This window comes from Dankookia sp. P2 (genome assembly GCF_050632255.1).
GTDB lineage: Bacteria > Pseudomonadota > Alphaproteobacteria > Acetobacterales > Acetobacteraceae > Paracraurococcus.
Map to the genome: position 1 here is coordinate 509,702 of NZ_CP192581.1, position 17,533 is coordinate 527,234.

20 protein-coding genes and 2 pseudogenes are annotated in these 17,533 nt (G+C 70.1%); 17 read left to right on the forward strand and 5 right to left on the reverse strand.

Annotation, left to right across the window (positions count from 1 at the left end; genetic code table 11):
• Positions 1–3: 3 nt before the first annotated feature.
• The 5 genes and pseudogenes from ACQ86J_RS02905 to ACQ86J_RS02925 all read left to right on the forward strand — a co-directional run.
• Positions 4–261, forward strand: a pseudogene (locus tag ACQ86J_RS02905) (Bug family tripartite tricarboxylate transporter substrate binding protein); the annotation flags it as partial.
• A 28-nt stretch (positions 262–289) separates the two neighbouring features.
• Positions 290–973, forward strand: coding sequence for a Bug family tripartite tricarboxylate transporter substrate binding protein (locus ACQ86J_RS02910; protein ID WP_431269956.1), 684 nt, complete (start codon positions 290–292; stop codon positions 971–973).
• Entirely contained in the window at positions 970–1,716 is a 747-nt protein-coding gene (locus ACQ86J_RS02915) for an SDR family NAD(P)-dependent oxidoreductase (protein WP_431269957.1), read from the forward strand. Before ACQ86J_RS02910 ends, ACQ86J_RS02915 begins: the two co-directional genes overlap by 4 nt.
• Before the next feature lie 62 nt (positions 1,717–1,778).
• Positions 1,779–2,591, forward strand: coding sequence for a flavin-containing monooxygenase (locus ACQ86J_RS02920; protein WP_431269958.1), 813 nt, complete (start codon positions 1,779–1,781; stop codon positions 2,589–2,591).
• Positions 2,495–3,424 (forward strand): flavin-containing monooxygenase, encoded by a 930-nt coding sequence (locus tag ACQ86J_RS02925; protein WP_431269959.1) that lies wholly within the window; start codon positions 2,495–2,497, stop codon positions 3,422–3,424. Before ACQ86J_RS02920 ends, ACQ86J_RS02925 begins: the two co-directional genes overlap by 97 nt.
• A 140-nt stretch (positions 3,425–3,564) precedes the next feature.
• Here ACQ86J_RS02925 and ACQ86J_RS02930 read toward each other — a convergent pair whose 3' ends face one another.
• From ACQ86J_RS02930 to ACQ86J_RS02950, 5 genes and pseudogenes are all read right to left on the reverse strand, one after another.
• Entirely contained in the window at positions 3,565–3,957 is a 393-nt protein-coding gene (locus tag ACQ86J_RS02930) for a Zn-ribbon domain-containing OB-fold protein (protein WP_431269960.1), read from the reverse strand.
• Positions 3,958–3,962: 5 nt separating this feature from the next.
• Positions 3,963–4,730 (reverse strand): thiolase domain-containing protein, encoded by a 768-nt coding sequence (locus tag ACQ86J_RS02935; RefSeq protein WP_431272716.1) that lies wholly within the window; start codon positions 4,728–4,730, stop codon positions 3,963–3,965.
• Positions 4,700–5,128 carry a hypothetical protein gene (locus tag ACQ86J_RS02940; RefSeq protein WP_431269961.1) on the reverse strand — a complete coding sequence of 143 codons (429 nt, stop codon included), beginning with the start codon at positions 5,126–5,128 and terminating at the stop codon, positions 4,700–4,702. Before ACQ86J_RS02940 ends, ACQ86J_RS02935 begins: the two co-directional genes overlap by 31 nt.
• 78 nt (positions 5,129–5,206) lie before the next feature.
• Positions 5,207–5,800 carry a Bug family tripartite tricarboxylate transporter substrate binding protein gene (locus ACQ86J_RS02945; protein ID WP_431269962.1) on the reverse strand — a complete coding sequence of 198 codons (594 nt, stop codon included), beginning with the start codon at positions 5,798–5,800 and terminating at the stop codon, positions 5,207–5,209.
• Positions 5,801–5,879: 79 nt separating this feature from the next.
• Positions 5,880–6,191, reverse strand: a pseudogene (locus tag ACQ86J_RS02950) (Bug family tripartite tricarboxylate transporter substrate binding protein); the annotation flags it as partial.
• A 398-nt stretch (positions 6,192–6,589) separates the two neighbouring features.
• Between ACQ86J_RS02950 and ACQ86J_RS02955 the strand changes: the two are divergent.
• From ACQ86J_RS02955 to ACQ86J_RS03010, 12 genes are all read left to right on the forward strand, one after another.
• On the forward strand, positions 6,590–7,138 hold the full coding sequence (locus tag ACQ86J_RS02955) for a glycosyltransferase (protein ID WP_431269963.1): 549 nt from the start codon (positions 6,590–6,592) through the stop codon (positions 7,136–7,138).
• Positions 7,135–7,845, forward strand: coding sequence for a glycosyltransferase (locus tag ACQ86J_RS02960; protein WP_431269964.1), 711 nt, complete (start codon positions 7,135–7,137; stop codon positions 7,843–7,845). Before ACQ86J_RS02955 ends, ACQ86J_RS02960 begins: the two co-directional genes overlap by 4 nt.
• A 276-nt stretch (positions 7,846–8,121) precedes the next feature.
• The gene (locus tag ACQ86J_RS02965; protein WP_431269965.1) at positions 8,122–8,562 is read left to right on the forward strand and encodes a class I SAM-dependent methyltransferase; all 441 of its coding nucleotides are present in this window, start codon (positions 8,122–8,124) and stop codon (positions 8,560–8,562) included.
• Entirely contained in the window at positions 8,493–9,389 is an 897-nt protein-coding gene (locus tag ACQ86J_RS02970) for a hypothetical protein (RefSeq protein ID WP_431269966.1), read from the forward strand. Before ACQ86J_RS02965 ends, ACQ86J_RS02970 begins: the two co-directional genes overlap by 70 nt.
• Positions 9,390–9,403: 14 nt before the next feature.
• Positions 9,404–10,375: a glycosyltransferase family 2 protein gene (locus ACQ86J_RS02975; RefSeq protein WP_431269967.1), complete on the forward strand. Its 972-nt coding sequence runs from the start codon at positions 9,404–9,406 to the stop codon at positions 10,373–10,375.
• Between the two features lie 14 nt (positions 10,376–10,389).
• A complete protein-coding gene (locus ACQ86J_RS02980) occupies positions 10,390–10,512 on the forward strand; it encodes a hypothetical protein (protein WP_431269968.1) in 123 nt (40 codons plus the stop codon).
• 5 nt (positions 10,513–10,517) lie between these two features.
• Positions 10,518–12,746 (forward strand): glycosyltransferase, encoded by a 2,229-nt coding sequence (locus ACQ86J_RS02985; RefSeq protein WP_431269969.1) that lies wholly within the window; start codon positions 10,518–10,520, stop codon positions 12,744–12,746.
• Positions 12,747–12,911: 165 nt separating this feature from the next.
• Entirely contained in the window at positions 12,912–14,255 is a 1,344-nt protein-coding gene (locus ACQ86J_RS02990; protein ID WP_431269970.1) for an HAD family hydrolase, read from the forward strand.
• Complete coding sequence (locus ACQ86J_RS02995) at positions 14,231–14,869, forward strand: hypothetical protein (protein WP_431269971.1); 639 nt, start codon at positions 14,231–14,233, stop codon at positions 14,867–14,869. The genes ACQ86J_RS02990 and ACQ86J_RS02995 overlap by 25 nt, the downstream gene beginning before the upstream one ends.
• 130 nt (positions 14,870–14,999) lie before the next feature.
• A complete protein-coding gene (locus tag ACQ86J_RS03000) occupies positions 15,000–15,458 on the forward strand; it encodes a hypothetical protein (RefSeq protein ID WP_431269972.1) in 459 nt (152 codons plus the stop codon).
• On the forward strand, positions 15,382–16,116 hold the full coding sequence (locus ACQ86J_RS03005; RefSeq protein WP_431269973.1) for a glycosyltransferase: 735 nt from the start codon (positions 15,382–15,384) through the stop codon (positions 16,114–16,116). The genes ACQ86J_RS03000 and ACQ86J_RS03005 overlap by 77 nt, the downstream gene beginning before the upstream one ends.
• On the forward strand, positions 16,113–17,342 hold the full coding sequence (locus tag ACQ86J_RS03010) for a hypothetical protein (RefSeq protein ID WP_431269974.1): 1,230 nt from the start codon (positions 16,113–16,115) through the stop codon (positions 17,340–17,342). The genes ACQ86J_RS03005 and ACQ86J_RS03010 overlap by 4 nt, the downstream gene beginning before the upstream one ends.
• Positions 17,343–17,533 lie beyond the last annotated feature (191 nt).

The window sequence follows — 17,533 nt, forward strand, 5'->3', positions numbered from 1 at the left end:
GCGATGCGGCGCCGGTCGCTGATCACCGCGCTGACCCTCGTCGCCCCCGCGATCGCCCGGGCGCAGGCGGACTGGCCGGGCAATCGGCCGGTGCGCATCATCCAGCCCAGCCAGGCCGGCAGCCCGGCCGATGTCTATGCCCGCCTGCTGGCGGAGCATTTCACGCGCGCCTTCGGCGGCACCTTCGTGGTCGAGAACCGGGTCGGCGGCACCGGCACCATCGGCACCGCCGCCGTCGCTCAGGCGCCGCCGGATGGCTGGACGCTGATGTTCACCTCCAACACCTCCCATGTCGTGGCGCCGCTGGTGCTGCGCGGCCTCGCCCTACGACCCCGTCCGCGACTTCGTCGCCATCGCCGGGCTCTACCACTACCCCATGCTGCTGATCATCAACCCCGCCATCCCGGCGAGGACCACGGCGGGATTCGTCGCCTGGGCCAAGGCGCGCCCACAGGGCGTCAACATGGCCAGCGTCGGCATCGGCAGCGTCGGCCACATGATGGCCGAGCGCTTCCACCTGCGCGCGGGCTTCCAGCGCGTGCACATCCCCTATCGCGGCGGCCCCTCCGCCGTGCTGGCGGTGTCGCAGGGCGAGAGCGACTACATCTTCGACAATATCGGTAATCCCGGCGCCTTCATGCGCGAACGGCGGCTGCGCGGCCTCTCGGCCACCGGCCGCAGCCGGCCGAGGCAGATGCCCGAGGTCCCGACCCTGGCCGAGGAAGGCTTTCCCGGCATGAACGAAGATGTCTGGTTCGGCCTCTGGGGCGCCGCCGGCCTGCCCCGCTCCTTCGTGGAGAAGATCAATGCCGAAGCCAACCGCTGGCTGCTGAGCCCCGAGATCCGCCGCCGGATGGACGAGGCCGGGCACGAAAACCTGGCCGGTCCGCCCGAGGCCATGCACGACTACTGGATGGAGGACCGGCGCAATTGGGTGGATATCGTGCGCGAGACCGGAGTGACGGTGGAATGAGGGTCGCGCTGGTCACCGGCGCCTCGCGCGGGATCGGGCGGGAAACTGCGCTCGCCCTCGCCGCCAAGGGCCTGACGCTGTTCCTCGTGGCGGAGGGCACGGCAGAGGAGCTGGCCACGGCCGAGGCCGGATGCCGCGGCGCCGGCGCGCCGGAGGCCGCGAGTGCCGTCTTCGACCTGAGCGTCGCGGGCGCGGCGGAGGCCATGGTCGCGGCCGCTCTCGCCCGCTTCGGCCGGGTAGACGTGCTGGTGAACAATGCCGGCATCCGCTGCCGCAAGCCCTTCGGCACCTTCACCCGAGCCGATTTCACCGGGCTGCTCGAGGTGAACCTGGCCGCTGCCTTCTTCGCCAGCCAAGCGGTGCTCGCGGCCATGCGGGCGCAAGGAGGTGGCCGCATCATCCATGTCGCCAGCCAGATGGGCCGGGTCGCGGCGGAGGACAACGCGCTCTACGGGATGTCCAAGGCGGCACTGATCCAACTGGCGAAGAACATGGCCTTCGAGCTGGCGAAGGAGGGCATCCAGGTGAACTCCGTCAGCCCCGGCCCGATCGCCACCCAGTACAACATCGAGAGTTATGGCCGCATCCCCGGCCGGACCGAGCAAATGACCGCCCGCGTCCCGCTCGGCCGCATGGGCGAGCCCGCCGAAGTCGCCGAGGCCATCGCCTTCCTCGCCACCGCCGAGGGCAGCTTCATCCAGGGCCACGACCTGGTGGTGGATGGCGGGTATACCATCCAATAGCCGGCGGGGTTCACGCCGGCACCGCCGCTGCTGGACTCCCGGGCAAAGCAACGGAGGTAACGATGCCCGACAGCATGACCCGGGAGGCTCCCCGCACCGGCGCGGGGAGCAGCACCTACGACGCCGTGATCATCGGCGCCGGCTTCTCCGGGATGTACCAGCTGCACTTGCTGCGCGACCGGCTGGGCCTTTCGGTCCGCGTGCTGGAACAGGGCGGCGGCGTCGGCGGCACCTGGTACTGGAACCGCTATCCCGGCGCCCGTTGCGACTCCGAGAGCCATTCCTACTGCTTCACCTTCTCCCCCGAGCTCTACCGGGAGTGGGAGTGGACCGAGCGCTATCCCGGCCAGGCCGAGATCATGCGCTACATGAACTGGGTCGCCGACCGGCTGGACCTGAAGCGCGACATCGCCTTCGACACCCGCGTCACCGGCGCCCGCTACGACGAAGCGAGCAACCGCTGGCAGGTGACCACCGAGGCGGGCGAGACGCTGAGCGCAACCTGGCTGATCACTGCGGTCGGCTGCCTCTCGACCGCCAACGTGCCGAAAATCCCGGGGCTCGAGGACTTCAAGGGCCGCTGGTACCATACCGGGCAATGGCCGCATGAGGGGGTGGACTTCACAGGCCAGCGGGTCGGCCAGATCGGCACCGGCTCTACCGGCATCCAGGCGGTGCCGGTCATCGCCGCAGCGGCAAAGCACCTGACCGTCTTCCAGCGCACCGCCAATTACAGCGTGCCGGCGCGCAATGGCCCTCTGGATGCCGAGTTCAAGGATTGGGTGCGGCAGAATACGAAACGATCCGCGCGACCACGCAGTCGACGCCGAACGGCCATCCCTTCGTCATCGCCGACCGCTCCACCTGGGACGTGACGGAGGAGGAGCGCCGGGCGCTGTACGAGGCGGCTTGGGAGAAGGGCGGGCTGCAATTTCGCGCCACCTTCCGCGACCTGCTGCAGGACAAGGCGGCGAACGACACCGCGGCGGAATTCCTCAAGGCGAAGATCCGCAGCATCGTCAAGGACCCGGACACCGCGGCGAAGCTGGCCGACATCGACCATCCCTATGCCGCCAAGCGCCCGCCGATCGACACCGACTATTTCGAGACCTTCAACCGCGACAACGTTGCGCTGGTCGACGTCCGCGCCAACCCGATCGAGCGCATCACCCCAGACGGCATCCAGTCGCGCGACGGCACCGAATACAAGCTGGACATCATCGTCTTCGCCACCGGCTTCGACGCGATGACCGGGCCGCTGCTCCGGCTGAACATCACCGGCCGCGACGGGGTCGCGCTGCGCGATGCCTGGGCGGCGGGCCCGCGCACCTATCTCGGACTGCAGGTGGCGGGCTTCCCCAACCTCTTCACCATCACCGGCCCCGGCAGCCCCTCCGTCCTCTGCAATATGCCGGTCTGCATCGAGCAGCATGCGGAGTGGATCGCCGACTGCATCGCCGCGCTTCGCGCGAAGGGCGTGGCGCGGATCGAGCCAGACCAAGCTGCGGTGGACCGCTGGGTCGACCACGTGAACGAAGCGGCGAATGCCACACTGCTGCCGCAGGCCGGGCATTCCTGGTACCTCGGCGCCAACGTGCCGGGCAAACCGCGCGTGTTCATGCCCTATGCCGGCGGCATGGCGCGCTACCGCGAGATCTGCGACGACGTCGCGGCCAAAGGGTACGAAGGCTTCGCGCTGAGCAAGTAAGGCAAGGCCAGGGAGGAAGTATCCTTCCTGGACCGACCTCTATTTTTGTGAGTCTGGCATTCGCCGCGCGGCGGGTGCCAAGCCCACAAAAGGAAGGGTGGGGCTTGGGGAGGGAATACTTTTCCCTCTCCAACCCTTCCTCAAGCCGGCTTGAACTGCGGGTAAGGCGGCCCGTCATCCTTGGTCGGCCGCCAGGTGACCGTCACCTTTTGGCCGATCGCCACCGTGTCGAAGTCGCAGTCGACGATGTTGGTCATCATCGTCGGGCCTTCCTCCAGCGTCACATAGGCCACCGCATAGACCTCCGGCGCGCGCTTCATGACGCTGACGCTGTAGATGGTGCCCCGACCGGAGCCTTCCTTCCACTCCGTCTTGTCGCTGAAGCAATGCGGGCAGATCGCGCGCGGGTACCAATGCGCCTTGCCGCAATCGGTGCAGGCGCGGATGAGGAATTTGCTCCTCCGCGCCGCCGCCCAGAAGGGCTCGGTCTCCGGATTGGTCAGCGGCGCGGGGATGGAGCGTTCCTTCGCCATGTCTCTCACTCCCTCTCCATAATCAGCGTGGCGCCACCATGCCGGCTGCCGAGCAGCCCGCCGGTGCCATGCGCCAGCGCCAAGTCGCAATCCTTCACCTGCACCGCCGGGTGGGCTTCCCCGCGCAGCTGCCGCACCGCCTCGATCACCTTGGTGATGCCACCGCGGTTGGCGGGATGGTTGTTGCAGAGCCCGCCGCCATCGGTGTTGAAGGGCAGCTTGCCGACGCCGGAGATCAGGTTGCCGTCGGCGACGAACTTCCCGCCCTGGCCCTTCTCGCAGAAGCCGAGGTCCTCAAGCTGCATCAGCACGGTGATGGTGAAGCTGTCGTAGATGCTGGCATACTTGATGTCGGCCGGCTTCACCCCCGCCTCGGCGAAGGCGGCCGGGCCGCTGCGCACCGCGGCGGAATAGGTCAAGTCAACCGCCCCTCCCATCTGGCCTTTCATGCTCTCCCCGGCGCCGATCACCTTGACCAGCGGCCGCTTGAGCGACTTGGCGATCTCCGGCGAGGTGACGATCAGCGCGCCGCCGCCATCGGAGACGACGCAGCAATCCATCCGGTGCAGCGGCGTGGCGATCAGCGGACTCGCCACCACCTGCTCCACCGTCACCACGTCGCGCAGCATGGCATGCGGGTTGTGCTGCGCATGGTGGCTGGCCGCGACCTTGATCCAGGCGAGCTGCTCGGAGGTGGTGCCGAATTCGTACATGTGCCGCGCCGCGCACATGGCATAGGCGTTCACCGTGGCGATGCCGGTCGGGAATCCCACTGCGTGTCCGGGGCATCGGCGCCGCGTACCCGCGGCACCGCGCCGGAGTGCCCTTCTGACCGCGGCCGCCCGGCCAAAGTGATCAGCGCCACCGAGCATTTGCCCGCGGCGATCGCCTCCGCAGCATGGGCCACATGTGCGAGGTATGAACAGCCGCCGACATCGGTGCTGTCGAGGTGCCGCAGCGTGAGGTTCATGTAGTCGGCCATGGCCAGCGGACCGAGCCCGGGCGCATCGCCGGCGCAGAAATAGCCGTCCACATCGGCCTTGGTCAGCCCGGCATCCCGCAGGGCGCCGAGCGCGCTCTCGGCATGCAGCTGGGCGACGCTCTTGTCCTTCGCCAGCCGCGTCGGGTGCTCGAAGGCGCCCGCGATATAGGCCTTGCCCTTGATGGTCATTCCACTCCCCTCTCCTTGGATGGCGCAGCATCGCATGCGTCCCGGCGCGCGGCGAGACGCCGGCGCGGCGGTACCGCATCATTCGCGCTGCAGGCCCGCCTGTTCGATCAGTGCGCGCCATAGCGGCATCTCGGCGGCGATGCGCGCCGCCAAGGCCGCTGGCCACTGCGGCCGCAGCGCGAAACCGGCGGCCAGCAGGCGGCCGCGGATCACCGGGTCGCCCAGAACTGCGGCGGCGTCCCGCGCCAGGCGGTCGATGATCGCCAGCGGCGTGCCCGCCGGCGCCAGGAAGCCCTGGAAGGTTTCGGAGACGAAGCCGGCCCAGCCAAGCTCCAGCATGGTCGGCACCTCCGGCAGGTCGGGCCAGCGCGCCTCGCCGGTCAGCGCCAAGGCGCGCAGCGTCCCGGCCTTGATCTGCGCATGCGCCGGCGGCAGCGCGGTGACGCCGACCGAGGTGGTGCCCGAGAGCAGCGACTGAACCGCCAGCGCCGCGCTGTTGTGCGGGATCTGGACGGACTGGATGCCTGCCCGCAGCTGCAGCAGCTCGGCCGTCAGATGTGGGGTCGAGCCGGTGCCGGGATTGGCCAGGTTCAGCCCGCCCGACGTCGCCTTCGCCCGCTCCACCAGCGCGGCAATCGAGCCGATGCCGCTGTCCGGCCGCGCCAGGACCACGTTGGGCGAGGCGCCGAGCTCTGGTGATCGGGGCGAAATCCTGCACCGGGTCGTAGCCCGGATTGCGGAACAGACTGGGGTTCACCACGAAGCCGGTCGAGGTGACCAGCAGCGTGGTGCCGTCAGGCGCGCTCCGGGCGACATGCGCCACGCCGACATTGCCACCGCCGCCCGGACGGTTGTCGACCACCACCCACTGCCCGAGCGCAGCACTCAACCCCGAAGCCAGGACGCGGGCCACGACATCGGTCGGCCCACCGGGGGCGAAGGGCACTACCAAGCGGATGGGGCGCGACGGCCAGGTCGCGGCGGATTGGGCATCCGCCGCGCCGATGCCGGCCAGCAGCACGATGGCAGCCCGCCTCATGACATGGCGACGAAGATGGCTCATGGCGCCAATCTCCCCGGGACGATGACACCGCCTTCATCCAGACGGCCTCGGCGGGAGGCTGCCGGCCATGGCGGCGGAGCGTCAAGCGGTGGCCGTTCCGACTTCGCGACGGCGCTCCCATACCGACGTCAGGCAGACATGTTCGCTAAGGTCAGCAGGGACGCCTCCTCGTGAGGCCAAATTTCGAAAGGCTGCACCCATTCGCCACATCCGCGCATTAAATCGAAATTGCACCAGTTCCAGATCACGATTTTCTCATTCCACAAATCCCGCTGAGCGCCATAAAACCGGGGGTGCCAACCAAGACGTGTGACGTCCATGCCCCATGTTCGCGTCTTTTTTTATTGTCCAGCAACTATTGCGAAGGGCATTGTCTCGCCGGTTGGCCGGCGACAGCCGTGAACGCGTTCGCCGGCAGTGATGCCGCCTTGCGGTTCACCTCACCGAGGCTGGCGCCGCACGGCTGTCGCCTGGCCGATCCTACCGGTCCGGCAGCGCCACTTCGCGTCCTCCATCTCATCCCTGCGCTCGGCCAAGGCGGCGCAGAGCGATTGTTGGCTGAACTGGTACGGCATACGCCCCGCCTGCTTCACCACAGGATCATCAGCCTCACCGATCAGCCCGCCTTTTTCGACTTCGGCGCGGCGGAAATCGTGCCGCTCGGCCTCGCTCGCGGCCAGATCTCGCTCGCGGCGCTGCACCAAGCCCGGGCCGCGGCACGTGACTTCGGACCGGATATCGTCCAGTGCTGGCTCTACCACGGCAATCTGGCCGGCAGTCTGCCCGCGCTGCGCCGCACGCCGCTGGTCTGGTCGATCCACAACACGAACTTGCCTTGCGCCGGGACTAAGCCGCTGACGCGGCTGGTGGCACGGCTTGGCGGCCCGCTCTCGGGTTTCACCGGACAGGATTGTTTACTGCGCGGACGGTGCCCGCGCCTGGCATGAGCAGCGGCTTGGCTATGCGGGTGAGGCCTGGCCAGGTGATCGGCAACGGAGTGGATTTTTCCGCCTTCGCCTTCGATCCCGCCGCCCGCGCCCGGTTGCGCACCATGTGGAACCTGACGGAGTCGCAGGTCGCCATTGGCACGATCGGTCGCTTCGATCCGCAGAAGGACCATGCCGGCATCGCCGCCGCGCTTGCCAAGCTGGGTCGGCGCGAGGCCGTCTGGGTACTCGCCGGCAGTGGCTGCGAAGCCGGCAACCCCGCGCTTGGCGGTATCCTCGGCAGCGCCCAGCCAGGTCTGCGGGTGCTGCCGCTCGGCCCGCGCGGTGACATGGCGGCGGTCCTGTCGGCGCTGGACCTGCTGGTGATCGGCTCCGCCTTCGGCGAGGCGCTGCCGATGGTGGCGCTGGAAGCGGTGGCGAATGACCTGCCGGTTGTGGCGACGCGCGTGGGCTCGGTCGAGCCGTTGGTACTGGACACAGCCTGGCTGGCCGCCCCAGGCGACCTGACCGCGCTGGCGGCAGCGATCGCGGCCGCCTGGCCCGCGCTGCCGGGCGGCCGGCGTCCACCCTCGGCCGTCAGCAAGCGGCTGGCACTGGCCGCCGAATATGCCATTGCCTCCACAACCGCGAAGTATCATCAACTCTACCGGGACCTGGCGCGCGCACCCGGCGGCGTCGCCAACGCTCCACGCATCGCCATGGCATGACCGCGCCTTGACCGATGGTATTCAGGACAAGGCAACGGGCAGGCAGGCCCGGGCCGTCTTCACGCCGAGAGGCCGTCATCCCAGTCGGTGACTGGCCCGCGGCCCCGCGACCGAAAGGCAAGAACTGCATGGAACGCCTCGCCTGCTCCGCCACGGCGACCTACCAGCCGATCGAAGCGGCCATCCATGTCAGCCGCTATGCCGGGGCGCTCGCGCTCTGCCCGGGCAAGCGGGTGCTGGATATCGCCTGCGGCGAGGGCTACGGCGCTCTATCTGATGGCGCAGGCCGGCGCCGCCGCGGTGCTGGGCATCGATGCGAGTGCCGAGGCGGTGGTGGCCGCGGCCGCGAACTTCCCGCATTCCGGCCTGCAACTCATGGCCGGCGATGCCGCCGCGCTGGACGGCCTGCTGGGTGATGCGCAGTTCGACCTCATCGTCTCGCTCGAGACCATCGAGCATCTGGGCGACCCGGTCGGCTTCCTGCAGGCGCTCCGGCGGCGCTGCGCACCCGGCGGGACGATCATCCTCTCCTGCCCCAACGACCATTGGTACTATCCGCCGAACCAGCAGAACCCCTACCACGTCCGCAAGTACAGCTTCGCCGAGTTCCGCGCCCTGGCCGAGGAGTGCCTCGGCACCGCAGACGCTTGGTCGTTCGGCACTGCGCCGCCCTCGGCTTCACCACGCTGCCGATCGAGGGGCCGGCGGCCGGGCTGAACGGCCTCGACTATGCCGATGCGCGGCCTTCACCCGCCGCCTTCCTGTGCCGACCCGGCTGCCAGGACGCGGTGACGTCCGACCGCGCCAGCTACTTTCTGGGCGTCTGGGGGCCGGGCGCGGCGACGGCGCGGGGGGCAGCGCTCTTCCCGCTCTCGATGGACCGATATGCGGCAATGCTGCAAGCCGGCGACCTGGCCGGGCAGTTGGCGACCGAGACGGCGGCGCGCAACCGGCTGCAGGCGGCGCTGCACACGGCGGATGCCGCGCTGCGCGGCCAGCAGCAGCTGGCGGCGGACCAGCGCAACCAGGCGCAGCGGGAGCATGCCGCGCAACTCGCCGCCGTGGAGGCCGCGCTGGCGCGCACAGCCGAGTCCTTGCGCCAGACCGAGACCCGGCTGGAGGAGGCTGGGCAGCGTGGCGAGCAGGATCGCCGGCTGGCGCGGGTCCAGCTTCATGCGCTGCGGAAGGAAAACGACATCCTGACGCAGTCGGTCGCACGGCTGCAGGCGGCAGCCACCGAAGCGCAGCAACAATCCGCCGCGCTGGAGGCGGCGCGCCGCGAGGCGAGCGAGCATGCCACGGCGCTCGCGGCCGAGCTGGCGGAATCGCGGGCCATCCTCGACCGCCAGGGGGACCATGATGCGCTGGTCGCCGCGCATGCCGCACTGGTCGCGGAGCGCGCCTTCCTGCTCGCCGAGCGGGAGCGGATCTTTGCCCGCATGCGACCGGTCTGGCGCCTCGCCCAGATGATCCCCTCGCCCATGCGGCGCGGCATGCGCCGGGTCGCCGGCCCGGTGCTGCGCCGCTTCGTCCCGCAGTCCTGACGCGACGGAAGCCCATGGCGATGTACCAGACCAGCTTCCACAGCGACGCGCGCTACGATTGGTTCGACACCGACATCGCCCGGACTGGCGAGGCCAATCTCGGCGCCGATGGGCGGAACGTCACCCTCGTCTTCCTCTCCATGAACCGCGCCAGCCTGTCGATCCGCCTGCTGCGGTCGCTGGTCGGGCAGGTGCCGCATTTCGCCGGAGAGATCCTGGTCGCCGACAATGGCTCGGACGCCGCCGAGCTGGCGGCGCTCGAGGCCTTCTGCCAGGCGGAGCTGCGCTGCCGCTGGCGCATCCTGCGCTTCGGCGAGAATCTCGGCGTCGCCGGCGGCCGAAACCGCGCCTTCCGGGCGGTGACGACCGACTGGATCCTCTCGCTCGACAACGACATCTACCTGACGGCGGACCCCTTCCCCGCCCTGCAGCGCGATCTCTCGGTGCTGGGCTGCCACTTCCTCAGCGTGCCGCTGCTGAACCCCGACCGCGCCACCTTCTACGCCTTCGGCGGCCAGCTGCAGACGCTGATCCAGGACGGCCAGCCGCGGCTCACCATCGGCACCCTGCTGCCGCCCGGCGCACCGATTGCGGCCGCCGAGGAGATGCGGCCCGCGGGGGACGGCTTCCTCTGCTCCTTCCTGTTCGGCGGCGCGAGCCTGCTACGGCGCGACAGCTTCGAGGCGCTGGGCGGCTTCGACGACGGCATGTTCATCGGCTTCGAGGACATCGACTTCTCGCTGCGGCTCTGGCGCGGCGGCATGAAGGTCGGATCCGCGGCGCTTGCCTGCTTCGTGCACGACCATCCGGCGGCCGAGGCGGAGAGCGACCGCAGCTACGAGCGAGCCCGCTTCTCCCGCCGGAAACTGCATGACGCGGCGCGGCACCTGGAAGCCAAGCACGGCTTCCGGGTCTGGGGCGAGGAGGTGGAGAGCTGGCTGTTGGCGCGCGAGCGGCAGCAGCGGATTCCGGCCCCGACGCGGTGACGGAGAGCGGCAGTGTGGCTGCCCCGACACCGCCCCGGCGGCGGATCGCCCTGGTCACGGATACCGGCATCTGGGCCTTCGCCAATATCGCCCGCCAGATCATCCGCCACCTCGGCCACAAGTACGACCTGACCTGATCCCGATGACCGAGCTGGGCGGGATCGAGGAGGCGCGCTGGCTCGAGCGCGGACGTACCAGCAGCTACGTGCCGGGTGGCGCCTCCGGCATCAACCAGTTGCTGCTGGTCGCCCCTGACTACGACCTCGTGCATGTGTTCTGGCGCGAATACCTGATGCTCATCGGCTCCGATGCCCTGGCCGATTATGCCGCCCGCCTCGGCCTGAGCTATGCGGAGTACGAACGAAACTTCATCCGCCGCGCCTGCATCACCACCAGCGTCTACGACCACCTGCATGCGACGCCCGAGGCGATCACCGAGCGCCGGCCGCTCCTCAACGAACTGACCGCCGGCTACACCGTCTCCTCGGCACGCCTCGACCGGCTCTACCGCGGCTTCGACGGGCTGCGCGCCCCAGCCGCAGTGATCGAGGACGGTGTCTCGCCCGAGCTTTTTCACCTCGATCGGCCTCGACCGGTTCGCCACGGTCGGCGGGCGGGAGGTCGTAGTCGGCTGGGTCGGCAACAGCAAATGGGCCGCCTCCTCGGTGACAAGAAGGGCGTGCATTCGATCCTGATCCCGACGATCGGACGGTTGCGCGCCGAGGGCCTGCCGATCCGGCTGGAACTCGCAGACCGCCAGGATGGCTTCATCCCGCATGACGCGATGGTCGGCTACTACGCGAAGATCGACGTCTATGTCTGTACCTCAGAGATCGAGGGCACGCCCAACCCGGTGCTGGAGGCGATGGCCTGCGGCGTGCCGGTGGTGACCACCGATGTCGGCGTGGTTCCGGAGGTCTTCGGGCCGGAGCAGCAGGCCTTCATCCTGGCCGAGCGCAGCATCGACGCGCTGGCCGCGGCGCTGCGCCGGCTACTGGCAGAGCCCGCGCTCTTCGCCCGCCTGTCGGCCGAGAACCTGGTACGCATCGCCGACTGGACCTGGCGCTCGAAGGCCGAGAAGTTCGACCGCTTCTTCACCGCCATGCTGGAGCAGCGCGCCACCGGCCTCGGCGAGCGGCGAACGAAGATGTGCATGCTGCCCTTCACCACGCCGAGCATGGAGCCGGATGGAAGCATCCGGCTCTGCTCGGCCTCGAGCATCTTCGACTACCGGGCCGAGACGAATATGGGCAATGCCCGCGAAGCGGGGTTGGAGACCGTCTGGCGTGGCGAGAAGTACCGGCACATCCGCCGCACCCTGCTATCCGGGGAGGCGCTGACACCCTATTGCCAGGCCTGCGAATACCGCACCGAGGGACCGGCCTGGCTGTTCCAGCTGCACCTCGCGCTGCATGCCTGGGGTGCCGGGCTGCGCAGCCCCGAATTGCTCGACCTGCTGCAGCGCCGCGCGCCGCGCTATGCCGAATATTGCGCGCAGGCGCCGGCGCTGCGCCTGCAAGTGCTGCCGCTGCCGGAGCTTGAGCCGGCACTGCCGCCGCCGCCGGGCACACCGCTGCGGGTGCCGGAGGCGCTGGTCGACGGCAAGGACCTGCCGATCTATGTCGACCTCAATACGCTGAACCGCTGCAACGTCTCCTGCCTCATGTGCCCGCCGGCGATCAGGTTCGACGACCTTGGTGAGCGCCGCGATCCCTACTACCGGCTGACGCTGGCAGAGTTCGAGACACTGACCGGCGGGCTCAACGTCACCTCGGCGCATTTCGTCGGCGCCTATGCCGAACCACTGCTGAACAAGGAAATCTTTGCCCTGGTGCGGCGCGCGCATGACCGCGGCATCTTCACCGCCATCACCAGCAATGCCATGCCGCTGTCGCGCAGCTTCGCCGAGCGACTGGTCGATGCCGGGCTCGACATGATGTCGGTCTCGCTTCACGGCGCAACCGCGACGACGGCCGAGGCCATCATGCGCCGCAGCCGCTTCGATCGGGTGCTGGAGAACATCCGCACCCTGCAGGCGGTGAAGGCCGCGCGCGGCAAGGCGACACCCGAGCTCTACTTCAACTTCGTCTCGCAGCGGCTGAATGTCGGCGAGATCGCCGACTTCATCGACCTCGCCGCCGAACTGCAGGTGCGGCACGTCAACATCATCCACCTGATCGATGGCGATGAGGTGGTGCAGTCCGAGGACAACCTGGTGCTCTATCCGGACCTCCTGGTGCCGCAGCTGCGCGAGGCGCTGCGGCGCGGCGCGGCACTGGGCGTGAACGTCTATGTCAGCCCGGCCTATCAAGGCCTCATGGACAGCCACCCCGAGGTGCCGGAGCGACTCGCGCTGGCGGCGGCGGAATAGGCCGCCGCATGTCCGCAAGCTCCGCCACCAGCGCCGCGGCGCCGCGTCGGCCTGGGCTGGCGCATCCGCAACCGGCTGCGCCGGGCCGCCGCCCCGCCGCCGCCGGCCACCACCGCGCTGCCCTTCGACATCCTGGCCGAAGCGCTGGCCGCGGATGCCGCACCGGTGATCGCCTTCGACATCTTCGACACACTGCTGCGCCGCACGATCACGCCCGAGCACGTCAAGCGCCTGTCGCTGGACCGGCTGGCGCGCCGGCTGGCGCTGCCGGTGGATGCCGCGGCACTCTGGCATGCGCTGCGCCACCGGATCGAGGCTGAGCTATGCCGCGCCAATGCCGACCGGCATGGCGAGCTGGGATCCCGCTTCGACGACCTGGCGCGGGAAATCCATGCCGAGCTTCGCACGGCCGGCACAGCGGGCCTGCCCGAGGATGTCGCCGGTTTCGCCGCCGCCCTGCTCGCCTGCGAGATGGCGGTCGAGGCGGAGGTGCTGGAGCCTGTGCCCGAAGCGGTCGCGGCGCTGGATCAGCTGCGGCAGCGGGGCAGGCGCATCGTCGTGGTCAGCGACTTCTACCTGCCCGAGACCCAGCTGCGGCGGCTGCTGGACGGCTGCGGCATCGCGCTGGGCGACCTGCCGCTCTTCGTCTCCTGCGACCGCATGGCGTCGAAGCGCAGCGGCCGGCTCTATCCCGTGGTGCTGCAGGGCCTCGGCATCCGCCCGGCGGACTTGCTGATGGTGGGCGACAATCCGCATTCCGACGGCGCCATGGCGCTAGCCGCCGGCTGCCGCAGCCTGCTGCTCGATGCCGGGGCGCAGCATGGCTTCTATGCGCGGCCGGAGGCCGGGCCACCGCGCCGGCCATCGCCCGCCTCGCCCTGGACGCCACGCTATCTCGACGGCGGGGTGCGCTGGCGGCGCCGAGCCTGGTGCTGTTCGTCGAGCGACTCTACGCCGCGGCGCGGCGCGACGGCCAGCGGCAGTTGTTCTTCCTGGCGCGGGAAGGTCAGCCGCTGCTGCGCCTGTTCGAGCACTACCAGGACCTGCTCGGCCTCGCCGGACCGGACCGCATCGCCTGCCACTACCTTCTGGCCTCGCGCCGGGCCTGCTTCATCGCCTCGCTCAGGCCGCTGCCGGAGGAGGATTTCCTCGGCCTGTTCCGGCAGTACTCGGCGTATTTCGCTCGGCGAATCCCTCGCCAGCCTGCGAATCCTGGACGACGCGGCCGCACGGATGGCGGCCGAGCTCTGGCACCACGCTGGACCACGAGGAGGCCGATTTCCCGACCAGCGAGTGCTACGGCCGGCTGCGCGCGCTGCCCGCCTTCACCGGCAGCTACGAGGCGCTGCGGCGGACGCAGCAGGACAACCTGCGAGCCTATGTCGGGACTCGGCGCCGACCTGGCGCGGGACGGTTTGGCTCTGGTCGATGTTGGCTGGAAGGGCACCATTCAGGACTTCGTCGCCGCCGCGCTTGGACCGACGGTGGCCGTGCGGGGCTACTACCTAGGCTTGTTGGCGGCGGGGCAACCGCTGGAGCGCAAGCAGGGTCTGCTGTTTTCCGACATAGGCGGCCAGAGCCCCGGCTTTCGCGTGCTGGCGGAGAACCGCAGTCTCTTCGAAATCCTGCTCTGCGCGGACCATGGCAGCGCACTCTCCTACGACCGCGGCGCGGATGGCAGCGTCGTCCCGCGGCTGGATGAGGCGCCGGAGGAAGCCGTCTATCTCCAGGGCGAAGTCGCGCCGGTGGCGGCGCGCGTCCTAGGCGCCGCTGAGGCGCTGATGCGGGCGCGGCTGCGCTATGCCGTGCCGGAACGGCTCTGGCTCGACTTCGTGCTGGACCGCCATGCCGCGCTGGTCTTCCGCCCCTGGGATGCCGCCGCGCGCCGGCTGCTGCAAGCGAAGCACCGGGAGAATTTCGGCGTCTTCCGCCTTTCCGGCTTCACCGGCTGCGCGGCGCCTCCGCTGCTCGCCAGGCTACGCTACTCGGCCGGCGTGCTGCTCCGGCCGCGTCAGGCGCTCGAAAGTTCCTTCTGGCCGGCGCTGACCCTCTATCTCCGCTCCGGCCGGCTGTTGACGGAGGCCTATGCCTGGCGGCAGCGCCGGCGGGCGCAGCAGGCATGAAGCTCTGCGTGCTGATGGGCTCCGCCGATATCAGCGGCGGCAGCTACGTGATCTTCGAGCACTGCCTGCATCTGGTCGAGGCGGGGTTCGAGGTGACCATCGTCACCCTGGACCCCTGCCCGATCGACCTGTGCCCTGGCACCGCGCCCTGGCGCGGCTGCGCTTCACCAGCTTTGAAGCCGTGGCGGCGGAGCGCTTCGACCTGGCGCTCGCCACCTGGTGGAAGACCATCTACGAGCTGCACCGCATTGACGCGGGGCGCTACGCCTATTTCGTGCAGTCGATCGAGAGCTGGTTCTACCCGGACAGCGACGCCGCGGTGCGCAACCTGGTGAACGCCACCTACCTGCTGCCGCTTCCCGGCATCACCGAGGCACGCTGGATCCGCGACCACCTGCGCAGCCGCTTCGGCCATGACTACCACCTGGTGCCGAACGGCTGCAGCAAGGCGTTGTATGCCGCGGCGGGTCGCTTGCATCGCACCGCGCGAGCCCGGCCGGCTACGGATCCTGGTGGAAGGCCCGCTCGGCGTCGACTTCAAGAATGTGGCGCGGAGCATTGCCCTCGCGCGGCGGGCCGGGATCGGTGAGATCTGGCTGCTCACCTCCTCCCCGGTCACACGCTACCCCGGCGTCGCCCGGGTCTTCTCGCGCCTCCCGGCGGCGGATTGCGCCGCGGTCTACCGCTCCTGCGACGTACTGCTGAAGCTCAGCTTGGTGGAGGGAATGTTCGGCCCGCCGCTGGAGATGTTCCATTGCGGCGGCACCGCGGTCGTCTACGACGTCACCGGCCATGACGAATACATCGAGCACGAGGCGAATGCCCTGGTGGTTGCCACCGGCGACGAGTCCGGCGTGGTCGCCGCGCTGCGCCGCCTGGCGCAGGAGCCGGGTCTGCTGCCGCGCCTGACCGAGGGCGCCGCGCGCACCGCCGCCGCCTGGCCGGACTGGGCCGCGACCAGCCCCCGCTTCGCCACCGCGCTCGGCGCCATCGCCGCAGCGCCGCCCGGCATCGCGCGCGAGCGCCTGCGGCTCTCGACCGCCGAGCTGTTCAGCCAGTATGTCCGCGCCGAGCAGGCATTGCAGGCGGCGCGGCGGCGGGCGCCCTGGCAGCGGGCCGCCCGCCGCGCCAGCGGCCTGCTGCAGGGCGCCGCCCGCCGCTCGCCCGGCCTTCTCCGCCGCCTGCTGACCTGGCGCGCCCTATGGCTGGAAGAACGCGCGTTGCCGCGCGCGCGGACCCGGATATGAGCCCGCCGCAGCCGCTGGAGTCCGATCTGGCGGCGGATGCGCGCCGGCTGGGCGGTGCCTTCGGCGGCTTCCTCCGGGACGTCGCCGCGACGGCGCGGCGAGCGCGGCGCGGCCTCGGTGCATTTCCTGTCTGGCGAGGGGCGCTGGTTTGCCGCCGCCTACGAGCGCATCCGCGCCGCCTCCCCGCAGCTGCGCGGATTCCGCCGGCGCTCCACCTGCCGATCAGCCGGCAGGCCAGCTTCCTGGCCAGCCTCGAGACCTGCGACGCGGCCTCGCTGGCGCCGCTGCTCGCGCAGTATACGCGGGCGAGCCTGGGCGCGGTGCTCACCAGCCTCGGGGTAGCCTGCCCACCGGCGGAACTCGCGGCTTCCGGACTCGACCCGGCCCGGCTTTGGACGGAACAGGCGGCCCGGGCTTTCGCCTGCACCTCGCTGATGCGGCGGATCGAGCTGCTTCGGCAGGAGCAACGCGCGCTGCTGCTCCGCTACCTGTCGCAGCAAGGCCTGCCCGCGGCCGGGGAGGTACTGGTCGCCGATATCGGCTGGCGCGGCTCGATCCAGGACAATCTCTCCCGGCTGCTGCCCCGGGCGCGGCTGCATGGCTGCTATTTCCTGCTCCTCGCGCCCTTCGTTGTGCCCTCGCCCGCCAGCACGCGGCAGAGCTTTCTCGCCCCGGATGCGTCGACGGCGCGTCGGCTGCGCTTCGGGGCGCCGCTGGAGCTCGCGGTAGGCAGCCCGCATGGCAGCGTCACCCAATACCGCGCCGAGGGCGACTGGGTGCGGCCGGTCGAGGCTCCATTGCCCGCGACGCCGGCCGTGATCGCGGCGCGCCTCGCAAGATTCCGCGCCGCGCTGGCGGCAGCGGCCGTCGCAGCGCCGACCCCGCCGGACGCGGCCCTCAGCGATGTGCTACGCGTCCTCGAACATCCCTCCCGCGGCTTTGCCGCGCTTTATCTCGGCGGTGCGCGCGACGAGCGCTTCGGAACCGGCGGCACGGTGGCGAGCGCCGCGCGACTGACCCTGGGCCGGCTTCTCGCGGCCCTGCCGCATCGGGCCGAGCGGCACCGGCTTGGCCTCGCCCTGGCCGATAGCGGCTGGCCCTGGGCGCTGCTGCGCCGCGACCTGCCCTGGCTGCTGCCGCTGCTGCGGCCAGCGCTGCTCCGGCTCGACCCGCGCCTGCCCGGGGCACCGTGCAGCGTCGCGTCGGCGCCCCGCAGGCCGGCATAAGTCCAGCCGAGCACCGCCTCCGCAGTACGGCGGCAGAACCGTCCAAGATATTGCACGGACCCGCATCCCGCCCGGCTGTCACGACGGCCATCGGGCAGCCGACAGAACTGGCTGCGGCAACGAACCGGTATCCCCGATGAGCCTGCCCCCTGTGCGGGGAACAATTGCGACGGCGGCGCCATCAGGACTCG

What these genes read in the sequence shown, in the direction of transcription:
- ACQ86J_RS02910 (WP_431269956.1), top strand. Translation starts at nt 290, where the DNA reads ATGTCGTGGCGCCGCTGGTGCTGCGCGGCCTCGCCCTACGACCCCGTC.
- ACQ86J_RS02915 (WP_431269957.1), top strand. Translation starts at nt 970, where the DNA reads ATGAGGGTCGCGCTGGTCACCGGCGCCTCGCGCGGGATCGGGCGGGAA.
- ACQ86J_RS02920 (WP_431269958.1), top strand. Translation starts at nt 1,779, where the DNA reads ATGCCCGACAGCATGACCCGGGAGGCTCCCCGCACCGGCGCGGGGAGC.
- ACQ86J_RS02930 (WP_431269960.1), bottom strand. Translation starts at nt 3,957, where the DNA reads ATGGCGAAGGAACGCTCCATCCCCGCGCCGCTGACCAATCCGGAGACC.
- ACQ86J_RS02940 (WP_431269961.1), bottom strand. Translation starts at nt 5,128, where the DNA reads ATGACCATCAAGGGCAAGGCCTATATCGCGGGCGCCTTCGAGCACCCG.
- ACQ86J_RS02960 (WP_431269964.1), top strand. Translation starts at nt 7,135, where the DNA reads ATGAGCAGCGGCTTGGCTATGCGGGTGAGGCCTGGCCAGGTGATCGGC.
- ACQ86J_RS02965 (WP_431269965.1), top strand. Translation starts at nt 8,122, where the DNA reads ATGGCGCAGGCCGGCGCCGCCGCGGTGCTGGGCATCGATGCGAGTGCC.
- ACQ86J_RS02975 (WP_431269967.1), top strand. Translation starts at nt 9,404, where the DNA reads ATGGCGATGTACCAGACCAGCTTCCACAGCGACGCGCGCTACGATTGG.
- ACQ86J_RS02985 (WP_431269969.1), top strand. Translation starts at nt 10,518, where the DNA reads ATGACCGAGCTGGGCGGGATCGAGGAGGCGCGCTGGCTCGAGCGCGGA.
- ACQ86J_RS03010 (WP_431269974.1), top strand. Translation starts at nt 16,113, where the DNA reads ATGAGCCCGCCGCAGCCGCTGGAGTCCGATCTGGCGGCGGATGCGCGC.